The sequence below is a fragment of the Nocardia sp. CA-129566 genome (assembly GCF_050956075.1).
Lineage (GTDB): Bacteria > Actinomycetota > Actinomycetes > Mycobacteriales > Mycobacteriaceae > Nocardia.
The window spans coordinates 1,131,825-1,153,299 of sequence record NZ_CP192085.1 but is presented as its reverse complement, the minus strand read 5'-3'; the positions used below and the strand labels follow the sequence as shown (position 1 = coordinate 1,153,299).

2 protein-coding genes (1 of these 2 running past the window's edge) are annotated in these 21,475 nt (G+C 67.8%); both read right to left on the bottom strand.

What is annotated here, in order from left to right; all coding sequences use genetic code 11:
• Positions 1 to 3,539: the 5' end (the start) of a non-ribosomal peptide synthase/polyketide synthase gene (locus tag ACQP0C_RS05400; RefSeq protein WP_433731102.1), read on the bottom strand. 22,006 nt of this gene lie to the left of the window's left edge; 3,539 of the gene's 25,545 nt are visible here — the first part of the coding sequence; it begins with the start codon at positions 3,537 to 3,539; the stop codon falls past the left edge of the window.
• Positions 3,539 to 21,475: a non-ribosomal peptide synthase/polyketide synthase gene (locus ACQP0C_RS05395; protein ID WP_433731100.1), complete on the bottom strand. Its 17,937-nt coding sequence runs from the start codon at positions 21,473 to 21,475 to the stop codon at positions 3,539 to 3,541. The genes ACQP0C_RS05400 and ACQP0C_RS05395 overlap by 1 nt, the downstream gene beginning before the upstream one ends.

The following is a 21,475-nucleotide window of genomic DNA, read 5'->3' as shown; positions in this document are numbered from 1 at the left end:
TAATCGAGTTCGCCCATATCCAGCAGCTCGATATCGCCGACCGCGATATCCGGATCGGCAAGGGCCGCGCGCAGCAGCCGGAGGAACTTGGTTCCGAATTCCCGGACGGTCGCGGCATCGAATAGATCGGTGGCATAGGTGAATTCGGCGCGGTAGCCGGATTCGTCGTTGCCGGTGTCGGACAGTGTCAGCTGGAGATCGAATTTCGCGAATCCGGGGTCGAAATCGACCAGCTCCGCGTCCAGGCCCGGCATCGTCAGCGCGATCGGCCCGATGTTCTGCATGAACAGCGCGACCTGGAACAGCGGATGCCGCCCCTGCGAGCGCACCGGATCGACCACCTCCACCAGACGCTCGAACGGAATATCGCTGTGCGCGAAGGCATTCAGATCGCGCTCGCGCGCTTCGGCGATGAGATCGGCGAAGCTCAGCTCGCCCCTGACCTCGGTGCGGAGCACCAGGGTATTGACGAACATGCCGATGAGGTCGTCCAGCGCGCGCTCACCGCGCCCGGCGACCGGCGTGCCAATGGCGATATCGGTGGTGCCCGACAGCCGCGACAGCAGCACGGCGAGCGCGGCGTGCACGACCATGAACGGCGTGGCGCGGCTGCGGGCGGCGATCCGGTCGATCGCGTGCCGCAGTTCCGCGTCGATGGCGAATTCGTGGGTGGCCCCGCGATGGGACGCGACGGCGGGGCGCGGTCGATCGACGGGCAGATCCAGCTGGGCGGGCAGATCGGCCAATTCGGCGGCCCAGAACCCGAGCTGGCGCGCGGCCACCGAATCCGGATCGTCCTCCTCGCCCAGCACCTGCTGCTGCCACAGTGCGTAGTCGGCGTACTGCACCGCCAAAGCGGCCCATCCGGGTTTGCGGCCACCGCGACGGGCGGCATAGGCGGTGACCAGATCGCGCATCAGCGGGCCCATCGAGACGCCATCGGCGGCAATGTGATGCACCACCAGCACCAGCGTGTGATCCTCCGGTCCGCTGCGCAGCAGGCGCACCCGGACCGGGATCTCCTCGGCGACATCGAATCCCTGTACAGCGGTGGCCAATACGGCACCGGTGAGTTCGGCCGCAGGCACCTCGGTCGGCGACAGGTCGAATACGGCGTGCACCGAACGCACCACCTGGACCGGGCCGTCCTCGGTCTGCGGGTAGACGGTGCGCAGGATCTCGTGTCTGGCCACGAGATCGGTAATGGCCGCGGACAGGGCGGAGACCTCGAGCGCACCGCGCAGGCGCAGCGCGACCGGGATATTGTCCACCGCGGCGGTATCGAAGACATAGGCCGATTCGGTGTGCGTGCCGAACCGGTTGAGAAACCACATGCGCCGCTGCGCCGGGGACAGCGGAATGCGCTGCGGCCGGGCGACCGCCGTGAGCGCGGGCCGCGCAAGGCCGGTCCGCGACAGTCCGGCCAGTGCCGCCACCGTCGGGCGCTCGAAGAAATCCCGGACATCAATGGTGATGCCGAGCGCGGTCCCGATCCTGGCGATGGCGCGGGTGGCGATGAGGGAATTACCGCCGAGTGCGAAGAAATCGTCATCCGTGCCGACCCGCTCCGCGCCCAGTAGCTCACCGAAGATCTGCGCGACCGCGATCTCATCGGCGCTCGCCGGAGCACGGTATTCGGCCGCGCCGGACCCGAATACCGGTTCCGGCAGCGCGCGACGGTCCAATTTGCCGTTGGCATTGATCGGCATTTCGTCGAGCACCATGACCAGCGACGGCACCATGTAGTCCGGCAGGTCCCGCCGGGCCGATTCCAGCACGGTGGCCGGATCCGGCGTAATGCCGCGGTGGGCCACCACATAAGCCACCAGATGATCCCCGCCCGCGTGCCGATGCAGCAGCACCGCGGCCTGTGCGACCTGCTCATTGCGCAGCAGCGCCGCCTCGACCTCGCCGAGTTCGATCCGCAGTCCGCGCAGTTTCACCTGGAAGTCGATGCGGCCCAGATATTCCAGTTCGTCCGGACCGCCGTTGCCATCGGTGACCCAGCGCACCAGATCGCCCGTGCGGTACATCCGCTCACCCAGCGCACCCTCGGGATTGGCCACGAAGCGATCGGCCGTCAGTCCGGGACGGGCCACGTAACCGCGCGCCAACTGCACACCGGCGAGGTACAGCTCACCGACGACGCCGCTGGCGACCGGCCGCAGATTATCGTCGAGCACCAGCAATTCGGTGTCGTCGGCGGGCGCGCCGATCGGCACGGTGGTGTGGTCGGCGGCGGTGACCTCATGGGCGGTGACATCGACGGCGGCCTCGGTGGGGCCGTAGAGGTTGTGCAGCGTCGCGCCGCTGATATCGCGGAAGGCGGCCGCGGTCGCGGCGGGCAGCGCCTCACCGGAGGCGAAGACCAGGCGCAGGCTCCGCGCCGCCGTTTCGATCTGCGGTTCGGCCACGAATACCGCGAGCATCGATGGCACGAAATGCGCGACGGTGACCCCGCGCCCGGCGATCGTGCGGGCCAGATAGGCCGGATCACGATGACCGTCCGGTGCCGCGATCACCAGCCGTGCGCCGACCTGCAACGGCCAGAAGAACTCCCATACCGAGACGTCGAAGGTGAACGGCGTCTTCTGCAGTACCACATCGTCGCCGCGTAGTCGGTACAGCCGCTGTCGCCATCGTAGGTTGGCGAGGATCGAACGATGCGATACCGCAACACCTTTCGGGCGGCCCGTCGACCCGGAGGTGAAGATGACGTAGGCCGTATTGTCCGCCGACAGCGGCGCGCGGTCCAGCGCCTCGTCGGACATCGCGTCGCCGTCGAATTCATCGATCCGCAGCACCCGGATATCGGGGCCGAGCTCCGGCTGGTCCTGGGTCGTGGTCAGCACCAGCACGGGTGCGGCGACTTCGAGCACGTAGCCGATGCGTTCGGCCGGATGCTCGGGATCGATCGGCACATACGCACCGCCCGCCTTCAGGATCGCGTACATGCCGACCAGCAGGTCGAACGACCGTCGAACGGCCAGTCCCACCAGTGCGTCCGGGCCGACACCCAGGTCGATCAGGTGCCGCGCGAGGGCGTTGACCCGGCCGTCGAACTCCGCATACGTCTGAGTCGAGCCCGCGAATTCCAGCGCCACCGCATCCGGCGTCCGGCGCACCTGCTGCTCGAATTCGCTGACCAGGGTCTCGATCGGCGCGAATGTCGTCGACAGCACATGCGCGGCCGCCGCCAGCGCATCGTCGAGCAGTTGTTCGAGCACCGTGCCGAGCGCGCCGTCGGCCGATTCCAGCAGTGCGGGCAGCTGACCGGAGACCACGACCGATACCAGTGCGTCGGCGCCGAGACCGCCGCCCATGGCCTCGTCGAGCACCATGATCTCGGTGGCCAGTGCGCGGTAGGTGATGGTGGTCCCGTCGTGGCGCAGGGCGACCCGTTCCGGATCCAGCTCGGCGACCTTATCGATCAGGCCGGGCAGGTCATCGATTCCGTACGCCCGGCGCAGCGCCGAATGATCGTGCGCGGCACTATGGTTGCCGAGTCCGCTGGATGCGACCGATTCTGCGTGGGACATCAGCTAATTCCTTCCGAATCGACTTCCAACCCCGAGTTGGAGATCACGGCCTGTGCCTCGGTGCGCAGGGTGCGCAACACGGCGGCGAGACCACTGCCGCCCAGGGCGGCCAAGAGACCGGGCACCAGCCCGGCCAGGGCGACATTGATGAGCGCTTCCGGTTTCGCGGTCGCACCCATGGCCTTGGCGACCGTCGCGAGCTTGGCGGCCAGCTCGCCATAGGTCACCGTGTGCGCGTCATGGGTGAAGGCGACGGCACCGGATGCGATATCGGCCGCCGCGGCGATGACCGCGGGCAAGTCCGCCAGTTTCGGCGCACTGTCCTGGTCCTCGACGCGCGGCGAGTGTTCGGATCCGCCGCGTTCGGCGGCGCTGCGAATATCGATGGCGCGGATCGCGATCGACGGGTCCGCCGCGACTACCGCGAGCACACGCAGCAGTCGCTCGGCGAACAACCGGACCGTGGCGGCGTCGAAAATGTCGGTCGCGTACCCGAACCGCATATCCAGCCCGGCCGGCTCCCCCACCGCGTCGAACATCTCGATACCGGTCAGCTGGAGGTCGTATTTCGCCTCGGCCAGCGCGAGATCGAGCACCTCGACGTCGAGTCCGGGCAGCGCGACGCGGCCCGTCGGCATGTTCTGGAAGGTGAACATCACCTGGAACAGCGGCGTATAGGCGCTGGATCTGGTCCGGCCCATGGCGTCGACCACCTGCTCGAACGGCACATCGGCATGCGAGAGCGCCGCGATGTCGCGATCCCTGGCCTGGCGCAGCAGGTCCGCGAAACCGGTGCGTCCATCGACCTCGGTGCGCAGCACGACGGTATTGACGAACATGCCGATCAGCTCGTCGAGTTCGCGTTCGCCCCGGCCCGCGACCGGTGCGCCGATGGCGATATCCGTCGTACCGGACAGCTTGCCGAGCAGGACCGCGAAGGCACTGTGGATCAGGGTGAACAGCGTGGTCCCGTGTGCGCGGGCAATGGTGTCCAAACGCGCGGTGAGCTCGGCGTCGACCTCGAAATCGACGGCCGCGCCGCGCATATTCCGGCGCGGTGGACGCGGCCGATCCGTCGGCAGCGGCAGTACCTCGGGCAGTGCGGCCAATTCCGTTGTCCAGTAACCGAGTTGCCGTGACAGCAGGCTGTCCGGATCACCGTCGGACCCGAGTACGGTCCGCTGCCACTGGCTGTAGTCGGCGTACTGGATCGGCAAGGGAGCCCAGTCGGGTGTATGGCCCGCGGTCCGGGCCAGATACGCGCGCATGAGATCGCGCGTCATCGGAGCCACCGAATAGCCGTCGGCGCTGATGTGATGTAGCACCACGACGAGCAGGTGTTCGTCGATATCGGTGCGCAACAACGCCGCGCGAACCGGCACCGCCGCGGTGATATCGAAACCGGCGGACACGAATTCATCGATCCGCGCGTTGATATCGCGGCGCGACACCGGGATCGGCGTCAGTGCGAACGACAGATCGGCGACGCTGAGCACCTCTTGCACCGGACCGGGCTCGGTATCCGGATACCGGGTACGCAAGGTCTCGTGCCGTTCGATCACATCCCGGATGGCCGAGTCGAGGGCCGCGATATCCAATGCGCCGGTCAGGCGCAGTGCCGCCGGGATGTGATAGGCCGAGGAGTCCGGTGCCAGCCGGTTGACCACCCACATGCGCTGCTGTGCCAGCGAAAGCGGCACGGGCGCAGTGCCGGACCGGCGGGTGAGCGCGGGCCTGGTATCGGCATCGCCGAGATCGGCCAGGTGTGCCGCGAGCCGTCCGACGGTCGGTGCTTCGAATACCGCGGCCACCGGCACCCGCACGCCCAGTGCGGAACCCAGCTGCGCAGCCAGCCGCGTCGCCAGCAGCGAATTGCCGCCGAGCGCGAAAAAGTCGGTGCCCACCCCGATCTCGCTGTGCCGCGCCGCCGAACCGATCACCGACGCGAAGGTGGTGGCGACCAACCGTTCCAATTCACTCGCCGGTGCGCGGAAATCGGCTGCGGCGAATACGGGTTCGGGCAGTGCGGCCCGATCGAGCTTGCCATTGGCATTGAGTGGCAATGACTCCAGCACGACAATCGCGGCGGGCACCATATAGGTCGGCAACTCCGCAGCCACCGCCGTGCGGATCGCGGCGGCGAGTTCGGTCGAATCTGCTTCCGGCACCGCGACATAGGCGATGAGCCGCGCTCCCGCATTGTCGTCCTCGCGCGCCACCGCCACCGCGGCCCGCACATCGGGCAGCCGCAGCAGCGCGGTCTCCACCTCGCCGAGCTCGATCCGGAATCCACCGATCTTGACCTGGAAATCCGCGCGCTCCAGATACTCCAGCGTGCCCTCCGGACGCCAGCGGACGATATCGCCGGTCCGATACATCGCGGCGCCGATGGCGGCCGCGAACGGATCCGCGACGAACCGCTCGGCCGTCAGGCCGGGCCTGCGCTGGTAGCCGCGCGCCAATTGCGCACCGGCCAAGTGCAACTCGCCCGGCACACCCACCGGAACCGGCCGCAATCGCCCATCGAGCACATAGACCCGGCTGTTCCACGCGGGCGTCCCGATCGGCACGCTATGCGTCGGATCGTCATCGACCGCGAAGCCGGTGATCGATACCGCGGCCTCGGTCGGGCCGTACAGATTGAACAGTCGCGCACCGGTCTGTTCGGCCCGGCGCCGGAACTCGATCGCGGTAGCCGGCGGCAGCGCCTCGCCAATGGCGAGCACCTGCCGCAGCGATTCCGGCAGCGGCTCCGCCGTCACCGCGAGCAGCATCCCGACCAGCGACGGCACCGCGTGCAGCACTGTCACCGCATGCCGCTCGATCAGGGCACGCAGCCGGTCCGGATCACGTTCGGTGCCGGGCGCGGTCACCACCAGCCGACCGCCCGTCGTCAGGATCGACCAGAACTCCCACACCGACAGATCGAAGGTCGCCGGTGTCTTGAGCAGCGCGCTCGCATCCGGCCGCGACGCGAACCGGTTCCGCAGCCAGGCCAATTGGTTGACGATCGCGGCATGCGCGATGGTGACGCCCTTGGGCAGACCGGTGGACCCGGACGTGAAGATCACATACGCCGGATGCTCGGGCCGCAGTGATCGAACCCGTTCTTCATCGGCGATCGGCATCGCGTCGTACTCCGACAGGTCGAGCCGATCCACTTCCAGTGCGGGAAGCGCTGTTTCGATGGGCAATCCGTCGCGCGAGGTCGTCAGCACACAGATGGGGGCGGCGGTCTCGATAATGTGCGCAATGCGGTCGACCGGATGATCCGGATCAATGGGCACATACGCACCACCGGCGCGCACCACCGCGTACATGGCGACAACCAGTTCGACCGAACGCCGCATCGCGAGCACGACGGTCGCCTCCGGGCCGACCCCGTCGGCAATCAGCCTGCGTGCCAGCCGGTTGACCGCCGCATCGAATTCCGCATAGGTGAGCACGGACTCGGAGGTCGCGTCGATCAGCGCGATGTGGTCGGGTGTCAGTGCCACCTGGGTATCGATGAGATCGGCCAGCGTCGCCGATGCCACCGGATGCGCCGTCCGGTTCCACTCCTCGAGCAACTGGCCACGGGCGGCCTCCCCGAGCAGGTCCAACTCGCCGACTGCTGTATCAGGTTGGGTAACAACAGCTTCGAGAATCCGAAGCAGCTGCGCACTGAACCGCCGGGCACTCGCGGGCTCGAACAGATCGGTGGCATACCCGAGCGCCAGGTCGATCCCCTCAGGTGCGCCGTCCGCACCGTAGTGATCGACCGCGAACAGATGCAGATCGAATTGCGCCACACCGCTGTCGAATTCGAGCTCACGCACCTCGAGTTCGGGCAGCCGGAGCTCACCGCGCTCATGGTTCTGGAACGAATACCCGACCTGGAACAGCGGATGACGCGCCGTCGACCGTTCCGGATTCAGCACCTCCACCAAGCGCTCGAACGGCACATCCGCGTGCGAGAAGGCCGCGATATCCACCGCCCTGGCCCGCCCGAGCAGCTCATCGAAACTGTGCGCACCCTCGACCCCGGTCCGCAGGACCAGCGTATTGACGAACATACCGATGACATCATCGAGTTCGGCATCGCCGCGTCCCGCGATCGGCGTGCCGACCGCGATATCCGAACTACCGGACAACCGCGCGAGCAGCGCGGCCCATGCGGCATGGACAACCATGAACAGCGTCGCGCCGCTACGCCGTCCGAGCGCGACGAGCGCGGCATGCAACTGCGCGTCGATCGCGAATTCCACCTTCGCGCCGCGCAGACTCTGCCGCGCGGGCCGGGGGTGATCGGTCGGCAAGGCCAGCTGATCCGGCAGCCCGGCCAATGCCCCCGTCCAGTAAGCGAGCTGTTGCGCCGATACCGATTCGGGGTCGTCCTCGCTGCCGAGCAGTTCCCGCTGCCACAGTGCGTAGTCCGCGTACTGCATGGCGGGCGGCGTCCAGCCGGGTGCGCTGTCATGCCGGCGCGCGGTGTACGCCTGCATCAGATCTCGGACGAACGGTGCGAGCGAAGACCCATCCGCGGCAATGTGATGCAGCACCGCGGCCAGGACGAACTCCGCACGCCCCGCAATGCGGAACAACCGCATCCGCACCGGAATGTCGGCCGTCACGTCGAAGGTAGTAGCGGCCAACTCCCTGATCCGTTCCGGGAGTTCGGCTTCCGTGCTATCGATCGGGTAGAGCGACGGAACCGCCTGCGCGACCGCCACGATCAGCTGCGTCGCCACGCCGTCGACCTCCGGATACCGGGTCCGCAGCGATTCGTGTCGGCCGACCAGATCGGCGACCGCCGCTTGCAGTGCGGCGATATCCAATGCACCGGTGAGCCGCAGCGCCACCGGAATGTTGTAGGCGATCGAGTCCCGGTCGAACCGATTGAGGAACCACATCCGCTGCTGCGCGGGCGAGAGCGGAATCCGGGCCGGACGCGCACCGGCCACCAGCGCGGGCCGGATCGCACCCGAATCATTCGCGACGACCGCAGCGGCGAGATCGGTCACCCGTGGCGATTCGAACAGCGCGCGAACGCCGACGGTATGACCCAGCGCGGCACCGATTCTGGCGGCGGCCTTGGCGGCCAGCAGGGAGCTGCCGCCGAGTGCGAAGAAGTCGTCATCCGCGCCGACCAGACCGTCCGCGCCCATGCCGAGGACATCGGCGAAGACTCCGGCGACGATCTCCTCGGCGACCGTCCCCGGCTTGCGGTAGGCCGTGGCCGCGAATACCGGCGCGGGCAGTGCGGCGCGATCCAATTTCCCATTGACGGTCAAGGGAATTCGATCGACCAGCATGATGGCGGCGGGCACCATATGCTCGGGCAGCCGGTGCGCGAGCCGTTGGCGCAGCGCCACGGTATCCAACGCGTCGACACCGACGACATATGCGACGATGCGCGGCTCATCCACCAGATCGGTGCGCACGATGACCGCGACCTCGTGCACCGATACGTCCGCATCCAGCAGCGCCGCTTCGATCTCACCCAGCTCGATCCGGAACCCACGCAGGTTCACCTGCTGATCGGCCCGCCCCAGATACTCCAGCTCACCATCGACGGTCCACCGTGCGAGATCACCGGACCGATAGGCCAGCGCACCATTGTCGGCATACGGATCGGCCACGAACCGGCTCGCGGTGAGCGCGGGCCGCCCGAGATACCCGCGCGCCAACTGCCCGCCGGAGACATAGATTTCGCCGGGCACGCCGACCGGCACCGGCCGTAGCCGGGCATCGAGCACCCGCACGACCAATCCCGGTATCGCGCCGCCGATTACGCTCGCCGAGCCGGGGCTGGCATCGATCCGCCGGTAGGAAACGTGCACAGTGGTCTCGGTGATGCCGTACATATTCACCAGCTGCGGCGAGCCAGGATGTCGGGCCGACCAACCGCCGAGCCGCTGCGGTTCCAGCGCCTCACCACCGAAGATCACATAGCGCAAGGCGAGTTCGGCGGGTGGTGCGGCGGCCTCGGCGGCGATCAGTTGGTAGAACGCCGACGGCGTCTGGTTCAGCACCGTCACCCGTTCCGCGGCGAGCAGTTCCAGGAACTGTTGCGGTGAACGCGAGGTGAAGTAGTCGACCACCACCAGCCGGCCGCCGTACAGCAGCGCCCCCCATAGCTCCCAGACCGAGAAGTCGAAGGCGTAGGAGTGGAACATCGTCCACACATCCGATGGTCCGAAATCGAAGTGGCCCCGGGTGTTGTCCAGCAACCGCAGCACATTGCGATGCGGAATGACCACCCCCTTGGGCTGTCCGGTGGAGCCGGAGGTGTAGATGACGTAGGCCGTATGCGCGGGGTCCAGCGGTGCCCGGCGATCGGCCCGGGTGATCGGCCCCGGATCCATCGAATTCAGGTTGGCGGCCATATCCAGCACCGGCCCGCCGAACCAGCCGGGTGTCAATTCGGCGGTGGCGCTGGTGATCGCGCAGATCGGGCGCGCGTCATCGAGGACGTATTCGATGCGATCCGCCGGATAGTTGGGGTCGATGGGCAGATATCCGCCCCCGGCTTTGACCACCGCGAGCAGCGCGACGATCAGTTCCACCGAGCGCGGCAGCGCCACCGCGACCAAGGCCTCCGGTCCGACTCCGGCCGCGATCAGCCGCCGGGCCAGCCGGTTCGACCAGGTGTCGAGTTCGGCGTAGGTCAGCGATCGGCCACCGGCACGGACCGCGATCGCCGCCGGATCCAGCGCCGCGGTCAGCGCGAACCGGTCCGCCAATGTGCTGGTCTCGGTGACGTAGGTTGCCGCCGGAGTGGCCCATTCGTACAGCGCCCGGTGCTGCTCCTCGGCGCTGAGCAGTTGGATATCCCCCACCACCACCGTGGCATCGGCGGCGATGGCGGCCAGCACCTGGGTGAACCGGCGCCCGAGCACCGCAATGGTGCCCGTGTCGAAAAGGTCGGTCGCGTAGGTGATCTCGATATCCATGCCATCGGCGCGACCATCGGCATCATCGGATTCGACCACCGTGAACTGCAGATCGAACTTGGCCGCGGCCGCGTCGAACGCGACCGGCCGCACCACCAGATCGGCGAGTTCGAGCCGGGGCAGCGTGAAGTTCTGGAAGGCCAGCGCCACCTGGAACAGCGGATGCCGGTTCTGCGCCCGGGTGGGCGCGATGACCTCGACCAGCCGCTCGAACGGCACATCCGCATGGGACAGCGCCTCGATATCCTGTGCGCGCACGGTGTCGAGCACCGTTTCGAAGCGCGCCCTGGTGTCGATATGCGTGCGCAGCACCAGCGTATTGACGAACATGCCGACGAGCCCATCGAGCGCGGCGGCACCGCGCCCGGCGACCGGGGTGCCGATAGCGATGTCCGCACCGACCGAGAGTCGCGACAGCAGCACCGCCAGCGCCGCGTGCACCGTGCTGAACAGCGTGGTCTCCCGCTTACGCGCCAGTTCACGCAGCTCACCGTGCAGATCCGAGTCGATGCGCAGCCGGTGGGTGTCACCGCGATACGACGAGACGGCCGGTCGCGGACGATCGGTCGGCAGTTCCAGTTGCTCCGGCAGACCCGCCAGCGCGCCGCGCCAGTACGCGAGTTGGCGGTGCGCCTGCGACCCCGGATCATCGTCGACGCCGAGTGTTTCGGCCTGCCACAGCGTGTAGTCGGCGTATTGCACCGGCAGTGCGGCCCATTCCGGCGCGCCGCCCGCGCGTCGAGCGGCATAGGCGGTCATCAGATCGCCCGCGAGCGGGCCGAGCGAGAAGCCGTCGGCCGAGATATGGTGCAGCACAATCGCCAATACGTGCTCGACCACAGCACCATCGGTGATGGCGAACAGCCGGGCCCGCATCGGCAGTTCCGCCGTCAGATCGAAGGTGTCCGCCGCGAATGCGCCAAGGCGCGGTGTGAGTTCCGCCTCGGTGACCGGCTCCGGCCGCAGCGTCGGAACAGCCCGCGCCGCGGAGATGATCACCTGTTCCGCACCGTGCAGACCGTCCGGGTAGACAGTGCGCAGGCTCTCGTGCCGAGCGAGCACATCGGCCAGCGCGGCGGCCAAAGCCTCGACATCCAGTGCACCGGTGAGCCGCAGCGCGACCGGAATGTTGTCCACCGCATCGCCGGGTCCGGTCTCATCTCCCGCGAGAAAACGGTTGAGGAACCAGATGCGCTGCTGTGCGGCCGACAGCGGAATCCGCTCCGGGCGAACGCGAGCGGTCAACTCGACATCGCCATGTCCCGCGAATGCGCCGCGCGACACCTCATCCGCGAGCGCCGCGACCGTGGACACCGCGAACAAGATCCGCACCGGCACCCGCAGATCGAGCGCCGCACCCAACCTCGCCACGACCCGAGTGGCACTCAGCGAGTTGCCGCCGAGGGCGAAGAAGTCATCGTCCAGGCCGACCCGCTCGATACCGAGCACCTCGGCGAAGGTCCGGGCGATGAGCACCTGCATCGCCGTGCCGGGCGCACGGAAGACGGCGGCCTCGAATACCGGCTCGGGCAATGCCTTGCGATCCAGCTTTCCGGACGCGTTGAGCGGGAACTCATCGAGCACCACATAGGCCGACGGCACCATGTACGCCGGTAGCTCCCCGCTCAGTACTGCCTTCACGGCATCGGTATCGACCGTCGCACCGGCTTGCGCGACGAGGTAGGCCACCAACTGTTCCTCGCGCAGCACGACCACCGCCTGTGCGATCGAATCGCCTGCGGCAAGAGCGGTTTCGATATCGCCGAGCTCGATCCGCAGGCCGCGCAGCTTCACTTGGAAGTCGGTGCGTCCCACATACTCGAGCTCCCCATCGGCGCGCCAGCACACCAGATCACCCGTGCGGTACATCCGCGCACCGTCGCCGAACGGATTCGCCACGAACCGATCGCTGGTCAGCTCCGGCTGTCCGACATATCCGCGCGCCAATTGCGCTCCGGCCAGGTACAACTCGCCGGGCACGCCCACCGGCACCGGACGCAACCACCCGTCGAGCACATAGACCTGGGTGTTGAATACCGGCGCACCGATCGGCACGGTGTCGATATCGGCAGCGGTGACCTCGTGGCCGGTGACATCCACGGCCGCCTCGGTCGGGCCGTACAGATTGTGCACGGCCGCACCCGTCAACGCACGCAGGCGGTGGGCGGGCCTCGGTGGCAATGCCTCGCCCGATGCGAATACCAGCCGCAACGAATCACACTGCGCCGCTAGCGGTTCCGTGACGAACACCGATAGCATCGACGGCACGAAGTGCACGACACTGACCCGCTCGCGGCGGATCACCCGCGCCAGATACGCCGGGTCGCGATGTCCGTCCGGCTGCGCGACAACCAGACGCGCGCCGATCTGTAAAGGCCAGAAGAACTCCCACACCGACACATCGAAGGTCGCCGGGGTCTTCTGCAGCACCACATCATCGCCAGTCAGCGCATACGCGTCCTGCATCCACACCAGCCGATTCACGATGGCGGCGTGCGAAACCGCAACGCCTTTCGGCCGTCCGGTGGAGCCGGAGGTGAAGATCACGTACGCGGCATTGCCCGGCGCCAAGGCACCGAGTCGATCCGCATCGGTCAGCGGGGCATCCGAATAGTCGTCGGTGTCCAACAGATCCACATCGAGCACCGCCCACACCCGCGAACGCCCATCGACCTCGGTGGCCAACTCCAATCGGTCATCCGAACGGGTCAGCACGCAGACCGGCCGAGCGGTCCGCAGCACCTGCGCGATGCGCTCCGCCGGTTGATCCGGATCCACCGGAACATACGCACCACCCGCGGTGAGCACCGCGTACATGGCCACGACCAGATCGATGGAGCGCCGCATGCCGATCGCCACGGTGCTATCCGGACCAACCCCGATGGACACCAACAGCCGCGCCAGCCGATTGACCCGGCCCGCGAATTCCCCATATGCCAGCGTCGCGTAGCGACTCGTTGAGGGGTGGCGGTCGGGCGACGGGTGGGCCAGCGTCGCGTAGCGACTCGTTGAGGGGTGGTGGTCGGGCGACGGGTGGAGCGATTCACTCTCGAACGAGACCGCGACCGCCGCGGGCGTCCGTCTCACCTGCGCCTCGAACAGCGACACCAATGTCGCGTCGGTGTCGCCAGGATGCGCCGTCGCGTTCCAGGAGTTGAGGATGAGCGTCCGCTCTTCCTCGTCGAGCAGATCGAGATCGCCGATCCGCATCCCCGGATCCGCCATCGCGTCGAGCACGCGCCGCAGCCGGATCGCGAACGAGGCGACCGTCTCGGCGTCGAACAGGTCGGTCGCGTACTCGAAGGTCGCGGCCAGTCCGGCGGGGGCACCGGCGGCATCGACAGCTTCGGCGAGTGTCAGCTGTAGGTCGAATTTCGCTGTCCGCGTGTCGATATCGAGCGCCGACACCGCGAGTCCGGCCAATTCCAGGCTGGTCTGCGCGGTGTTCTGGAAGTCCAGCATGACCTGGAACAGCGGATGCCGTGCCGCCGACCGCTCCGGCTGCAATACCTCGACCAGCCGCTCGAACGGCACATCGGCGTATGCGAAGGCGCGCAGATCACTGTCGCGCACGGCCACGATCAAGTCGGCGAAGCGCAGCTCCGGACGCACATCGGCGCGCAGCACCAGGGTGTTGACGAACATGCCGACCAACTCGTCCAGCGCCTGATCACCACGTCCCGCGATCGGCGTACCGATCGCAATGTCCGGCTGCCCCGCGAGTTTCGCCAATACCGCGGCGAACGCGGCATGCAGGACCATGAACAGCGAGGCGTTCGCATCCTCGGCCAGGCCGCGTAGTCGCTGATGCGTCGCGGCATCGATGCTGAACGCGTGGCGCGCACCGTGGCCGGTGGCGACCGCGGGGCGTGGCCGGTCCACCGGCAGGGTCAGGACCTCGGGCACACCGGCCAGTTCGGCAGCCCAGTACCGGATCTGCTCGGCGATCAATGATTCCGGATCGTCCTCCGTACCCAGCGCCGCGCGCTGCCACAGGGTGTAGTCGGCGTACTGCACCGGCAATGGTGCCCACCCCGGCTCGGCACCGGCCAGGCGGGCCGCGTACGCGGCCATGAGATCCCTGGTCAGCGGCGCGATCGACCAGCCATCGGCGCTGATGTGATGAATGGAGACGACGAGTACGTGCTCGCCGCTTTCCGGAGCGTCCTCATGGATGTCACGCGCACCCTCGGACCGAATGCCGAGCAGTGTCAGCCGAACCGGCGGCTCCAGTTCCACGGCGAAGGGCATTGCCGCCACCGCACGGATCCGATCGGCCAATTCCGCCGCCGTCACCGCCTCGGGCACGAGCGAAGCCGCGACCTCTTCGACCGCCAGCACCTGCTGGTGCGCGATACCGTCCACCGCTGGATATCTGGTGCGCAATGTCTCATGTCGGCCGAGCACATCCGCAATAGCGGCGTTCATGGCGGCCACATCGAGTGTGCCCCGCAAGCGCATCGCGGCCGTCAGATTGTTCGCGACCGAATCGGCATCGAACTGATCGAGGAACCACATCCGCTGCTGCGCATAGGACAGCGGCACCCTATCGGGACGGGGACCGGCCACCAGCGCCGGACGGTTGCGCGCCGTGCCCTCGGTAGGCAGATGCGCGGCGAAGGCCGCCACCGTCGAATATTCGAACAGCAACCGCACCGGCACCTCGACACCGGCGACCGCGCCGATCCGTCCCGCGATCTGCGTGGCCACCAGCGAATTTCCACCGAGTGCGAAGAAGTCGTCGTCCAAGCCGACCCGCTCGAGCCCGAGCACCGCCGCGAACACCTCGGCCACCGCGAGCTCCGCCGAGGTGATCGGTGCGCGATATGCCTTCGCGGCCAGGACCGGATCCGGCAGCGCCCGCCGATCCAGCTTGCCGGAACTGGTCAGCGGCATTTCCGCCAGCGCGACATAGGCGGTCGGCACCATGTACGACGGCAGCGCGGCGCGCAGCCGCTGCTCCAGCACCGCGCTCAGCTGTGCCTGTGGGATGGCGGTGACCACATAGGCGACCAGCAGTTCACCCGCGGTATGCGCGAACACCCGGACCGCCGCCGCCCGCACATCGGCCGCGGCCACGAGCGCCGCCTCGATCTCGCCGAGCTCGATCCGCTGCCCGCGCAGCTTCACCTGAAAGTCACTGCGCCCCAGATATTCCAGTTCCCCGGCACGATTGCGTCGCACCAGATCGCCGGTCCGGTACATCCGCGCTCCGGCCGGTCCATAGGGATCGGCCACGAAACGCTCGGCAGTCAACTCGGCCCGGCCGTGGTACCCCCGCGCCACCTGGACTCCGGACAGATACAGCTCGCCGATCACCAGATCCGGCACCGGCCGCAGCCGCGCATCGAGCACCAGCACCTGACTCGCGCGCACCGGCCGACCGATCGGCACCGGTCCCGGCGCCGTCGCATCGACCGACGCGTAGGTGGCATGCACCGTGAATTCCGTTGGGCCGTAGAGATTGTGCAGCTCCGCTCGGCTCACCGCGGCGAAGTCGGCCGCGACCTCACCGGTCATCGCCTCACCGGCCACGAAAACCGTTCGCAGCGAGGCGATCTCGGCAATGCCGGTGGCATCGGCGAATACCGTCAGCATCGACGGCACGAACGAGGTCATCGTCACCCCGTGCGCGGCAATGGTAGCGGCCAGATACGCACTGTCGCGGTGTCCGTCGTGTTCGGCGACCACCACGCGCGCGCCACGCGCCAGCGGTGCGAACAGCTCCCACACCGATACGTCGAAGGTCACCGGAGTCTTGAACAGCACCACATCGTCGGACCCGATGCGATACTCGTCGGCAATCCACTCGATCTGGTTCACCACCGACGCATGCGGTACCGCGACGCCTTTCGGCTTGCCGGTGGATCCGGAGGTGAAGATCACGTACGCGGTATTGTTCGCCCGCAGCGGATAGAGCCGATCCGAATCCGTCACCGGCGCATCCGAATAGCCCGAGCAGTCGAGCGCATCGATGGCCAGCACCGTGGAATCGGATTCGATCGTCCATTCATCGCATGTGCGAGTCAGCACGCAGACCGGCCGGGCCGAGGCGATGACGTCCGCCCGCCGGGCCGCCGGTTGGTCCGGGTCCACCGGCACATACGCACCGCCCGCGCTCAGCACGGCATAGGCGGCCACCACGAACTCCACCGACCGCCGCATGCCGAGCACGACCAGCGCCTCGGGACCGACCCCGGCGGCGACCAGCCGCCGAGCGAGCCGATTGACCCGCCCGGACAACTGCGCATATGTCAGCGCACCGTCCCCATCGACCAGGGCCACGGCATCGGGCGTGCGCCGCGCCTGCGCCTGGAACCCGGCCAGCAGGGTAGCCGGACTCTTCAGCGGCGATTCGGCGATACCGCACTCGATCGCCCGCTGCCGACCGGCCGCGTCGAGCAGCGGCAGATCCCCCACCCGCGTCTCGGCATCGACCACGACCGCCCGCAACAACCGAACCAGCCACTGCGCGTAGTCCGCGATGGTGGATTCATCGAATAGATCTGTGGCATAGGCGAATTCGGCCCCGACACCGCTCGGTGCCAGCTCCGCCGATACCGGACCTTCCCCGAGTCCGGCACCGGCGAAACTTTCGGTGACCGTGAGTTGGAGATCGAATTTGGTCACCCCGGTGTTCAGCGTACTGGTGTCGACCGACAAATCGGGGAGTTCGAATCGGATGTCCGCGGCATTGTCGAAAGCGAGCAATACCTGGAACAGCGGGTGTCGCGCCTGCGAGCGCGGCGGGTTGATGGCCTCGACCACCTGCTCGAATGGCAATTCGGCGTGCCCGAAGGCGGCGAGATCGGTTTCGCGCACTCGCGCGAGCAGCGCCGAGAAGGGCGCGGCGGGATCGATCGCGGTCCGCAGCACCAGGGTATTGACGAACATGCCGACCAGGTCGTCCAGCGCCCGTTCACCGCGCCCGGCCACCGGCGTGCCGATCACAATGTCGTCGCCGCCGGACAGCCGCGACAACAGCACCGCGAATGCGGCATGCAGCACCATGAAGTTCGAAACACCCTGGGCACGTGCGAGTTCGGCGATTCCGGCGTGCAACTCACCGGGCAGCTCGAAGCGGAAGACCGCACCTCGCCCGGACGATACCGGGGGCCGCGGCCGATCGGCGGGCAGCTCGACAAGATCGGGCGCACCGGCGAGCGCGGCGGTCCAGAACTCCAGCTGCTCCGCCAAGGGTGCGGCCGGATCCGTTGCCGAGCCGAGCAATTCACGCTGCCAGAGGCTGTAGTCGGCATACTGCACCGGCAGTGGCGACCACTGCGGCACAGTGCCCGCATACCGGGATCCATACGCGGACATCACATCTCGCGCCAGGACCCGCAGCGACAGCCCATCGGCCGCAATGTGATGCAAGACCAGCGCCAACGCGCAGCTATCGTCATCGACCAGGAAGATCCGGGCCCGCATGGGAATTTCGCGCTCGAGGTCGAATCCGAGCGCCGCGAACCGAGCCAACTCCGCGTCCAGCTCACCGGCACCGATCGGCTCGGGCTCGCCGACGACCACGGACTCGTCCGCGGACAGCACCATCTGGCGCGCGGCGAACTCGGCCGCCGATACCGCGGGGAAGATCGTGCGCAGCACCTCGTGCCGGCCGACCACATCGGCCAGGGCCGACCGCAGCGCGGCCACCTCGACCGCACCGCGCAACCGCACCACGAAGGGCATGTTGTAACCGGCGCTGGCACGCTCGAACCGATTCAGGAACCAGATCCGCTGCTGCGCCGGAGATAGCGGAACCAGCGACGGCCGGTGACGCACCCGCAGCAGCGCGAGCACCGGCACGTCGCTGGCTCCACCCGTCCGCTCGATCAGTTCGGCGAGTGCGGACACCGTTGTGGCGGTGAACAATTCGCGAACTCCGAGCCGACAGCCCAGATCCGCCCCCAACCGGGCCGCGACCTGGGTGGCCACCAAGCTGTTACCACCGAGAGCGAAGAAATCGTCGTCACGTCCGACCCGATCGTGACCAAGAACCTCGCCGAACACCCGCGCGACCGCGGCCTCCACCGGCGTCGCCGCCGCGGCATAGTCGGTCGAACTGCGCTCGGGCGCGGGCAGCGCGCCACGATCCAATTTGCCGGAGGCATTGACCGGCAGCGCGTCGAGCACCACGAATGCCGCGGGCACCATATACCCGGGCAGCGCCTGGCTCGCCGCGGCCCGCAGCCGCGCGAAAGATACTGTGCCCGGCTCGGATTCGACGACATAGGCGACCAGCTGCTCGCCCACTCCGGCGTCATCGCGCACCACGACCACCGCGCGTACCACCGCATCGACGGCACCGAGCACGGCCTCGATCTCACCGAGCTCGATCCGCAATCCGCGCAGCTTGACCTGGAAATCGGTGCGACCCAGATACTCCAGCTCGCCATGGGTGGTCCACCGGACCAGATCACCGGTGCGGTACATCCGTGTGGCGGTGCCGTCCGGCCCGCCGAACGGATCGGCGACGAACCGGTCGGCGGTGAGCCCGGGTCGGCCGATGTAGCCACGAGCGAGCTGTACCCCCGACAGATACAGCTCGCCCGCAGCCCCGACCGGTACCGGCCGTAGCCGCGAATCGAGCACATAGAGCCGGGTATTGAACACCGGCGCGCCGATCGGCACCGAGAGGGTATCGGTGTCGGTCACTTCATGGAAGGTGACGTCGACCGCCGCCTCCGTCGGACCGTACAAATTGTGCAGCCGCGCACCGGTCAGCACCCGCAGCCGCTGGGCCAGCGCGGCGGGCAGCGCCTCACCGGAGGCGAAGACCGTGCGCAACGAGGTGCGGTTGGTGAACTCCTGCTGAGCCAGAAACGCTTCCAGCATCGATGGTACGAAATGTACGGTCGTCACGCCGTATTCGCTGATCACCGCGCGCAGATGGGCCGGATCGCGATGGCCGTCGGGCTCGGCGAGCACCAGCCGCGCCCCGACCTGCAGCGGCCAGAAGAACTCCCATACCGACACATCGAAGGTGGCCGGCGTCTTCTGGAGTACGACATCCTCGGACGAGAGCCGATACATCTGCTGCATCCACACCAGCCGATTCACGATCGCCTCGTGCGTAACGGCCACGCCCTTCGGCAGTCCGGTCGACCCCGAGGTGAAGATCACGTAGGCGGGCTGTCCCGGCCGCAAGGCGCTGCGGCGCTCCCGATCCCAGACCGGACCATCGGCGTATTCCGCGAGATCCAGCAGGTCGACACGGATCTGCGGGATCCAGGAAAACTCCGGTGTCGCAGCGGCTTCGGTGGTCAGCACGCAGGCGGGCGCGGCGGTGGCCAGAATATGCGCGGTGCGCTCGGCCGGATGATCTGGATCCAGGGGCACATAGGCCGCTCCCGCCGCGAGAATCGCGTAGATCGCGACGATGAGCTCCGGCGAGCGACGGATGTTAACCGCGATCAGCATTTCGGGTCCGGCGCCGAGACCGATCAGATGCCTTGCCAGCCGGTTGCTGCGGGCCGCTATTTCCCGATAGGTCAGATCCGGCGCACCGGCGCATCGCACCGCGACCGCATCCGGTGTCCGCCCGACCTGCGCCTCGAACATCGACACCAGCGTCGGCGCACCGGCGACCACCGTATGCATATCGAAGGCGGTCGCATTCCAGATCCTGGTGCTGACCTCGAGTTCCAGTTCGGTCGCCACCGCCACCGCCACCATCGGCGTATCGACCTCGGCGGCCACCACCCGCTCCAGATACCGCAGGAAGCGGGCGTGGTGGCGGGCGATGTCATCGGCGGAATACAGATTCGGATTCGCCTCGAAATCCACGTGCACGCTGTCGCGCTCGCCGTAGTACACATTGAGGCTCAGATCCTCCACCGGCCCGGTGGAGAGCACGTGATGCCGGCCGACCGTATCGCCCAGGGTCAGCTCGCTGCCGAAGAGCATGATGTTGGCCAGCGGCCCGAAGAGCGCCCGGCGCGCGGGCCGCCCGTCGGGCTCGGCATCGCGCCGGATGTCCTCGTGCCGATATCGCTGGTGGCGCAGTGCGCCCGCCACCTCGACCCGGGTCGCGCGCAACAGCTCGCCCCAGGTGCCGTCGACCGCGAGCCGCAGCGGCACGATATTCGACAGCATCCCCGCCGACCGCCGCATCGCGGCCGTGGTGCGCGCGGTCACCGGCAGGCTCAGCACCGCCTCGTCCCGATCGGTGAGCCGCCCGAGATATCCGGCGAAGGCCGCGAGCAATACCACCGCCAACGTCGAATCCTGGCTCGTGGCAACGAGATTCATCCGGTTGACCAGCGCCTCCGGCAGTACCCGACCGGCGATCAGATTGGCCGCCGAACGCGGTGCGGTGCGTCCGTCCAGAGTGGTCGCGCCGTCGAATCCGGCCACCCGCTCGGCCCAGTGCTCCCGGTCGGCCTCGAAACGGGCGCTGTCGCGGTAGGCGAGTTCGCCGTCGACCAGCGCGGTCAGCGCGTCCGGCCGCACCGCTGACGGCTCGGTGCCCAGCACCCGGGCGGTGTACAGCTCGGCCACCCGCTGGGTATTGGTCAGCGCGCCGAACCCGTCGAGCACGATGTGATGCGCCCGCAGATACCAGAACGATCGGTGGTCGCCGACCCGCAGCACGGCACCCGCGAACAACCGATCGGCCAGCATATCGACCGGCGCACTGGCATCGGCCCGCATCCATTCCTGCGCCGCCGCCACCGGATCGGCATGGTCGCGCAGGTCGATCGCCTGGATATCAACGGAATTCGCCGGATCCACCCACTGGCACGGCGCACCGCCGGATTCGCCGACCCGCACCAGCACCGATTCGTATTCGCGCGCCGCCTCGGCCGACACCTCTTGCAGGACCGCGGTATCCAGCGCCTGCGGCACATCCACGTACTGGGCCACATTGATCGGCACGTCGGGCTCGAGCAACTGTGCGTACCAGATCCCCAACTGCGCCGGAGCGAGCGGAAACGGTTGCGACGCGGTGTGCGCCGACCCTTCCGGTCGCGCCCCACCCAACTCCGTATCGTGCAC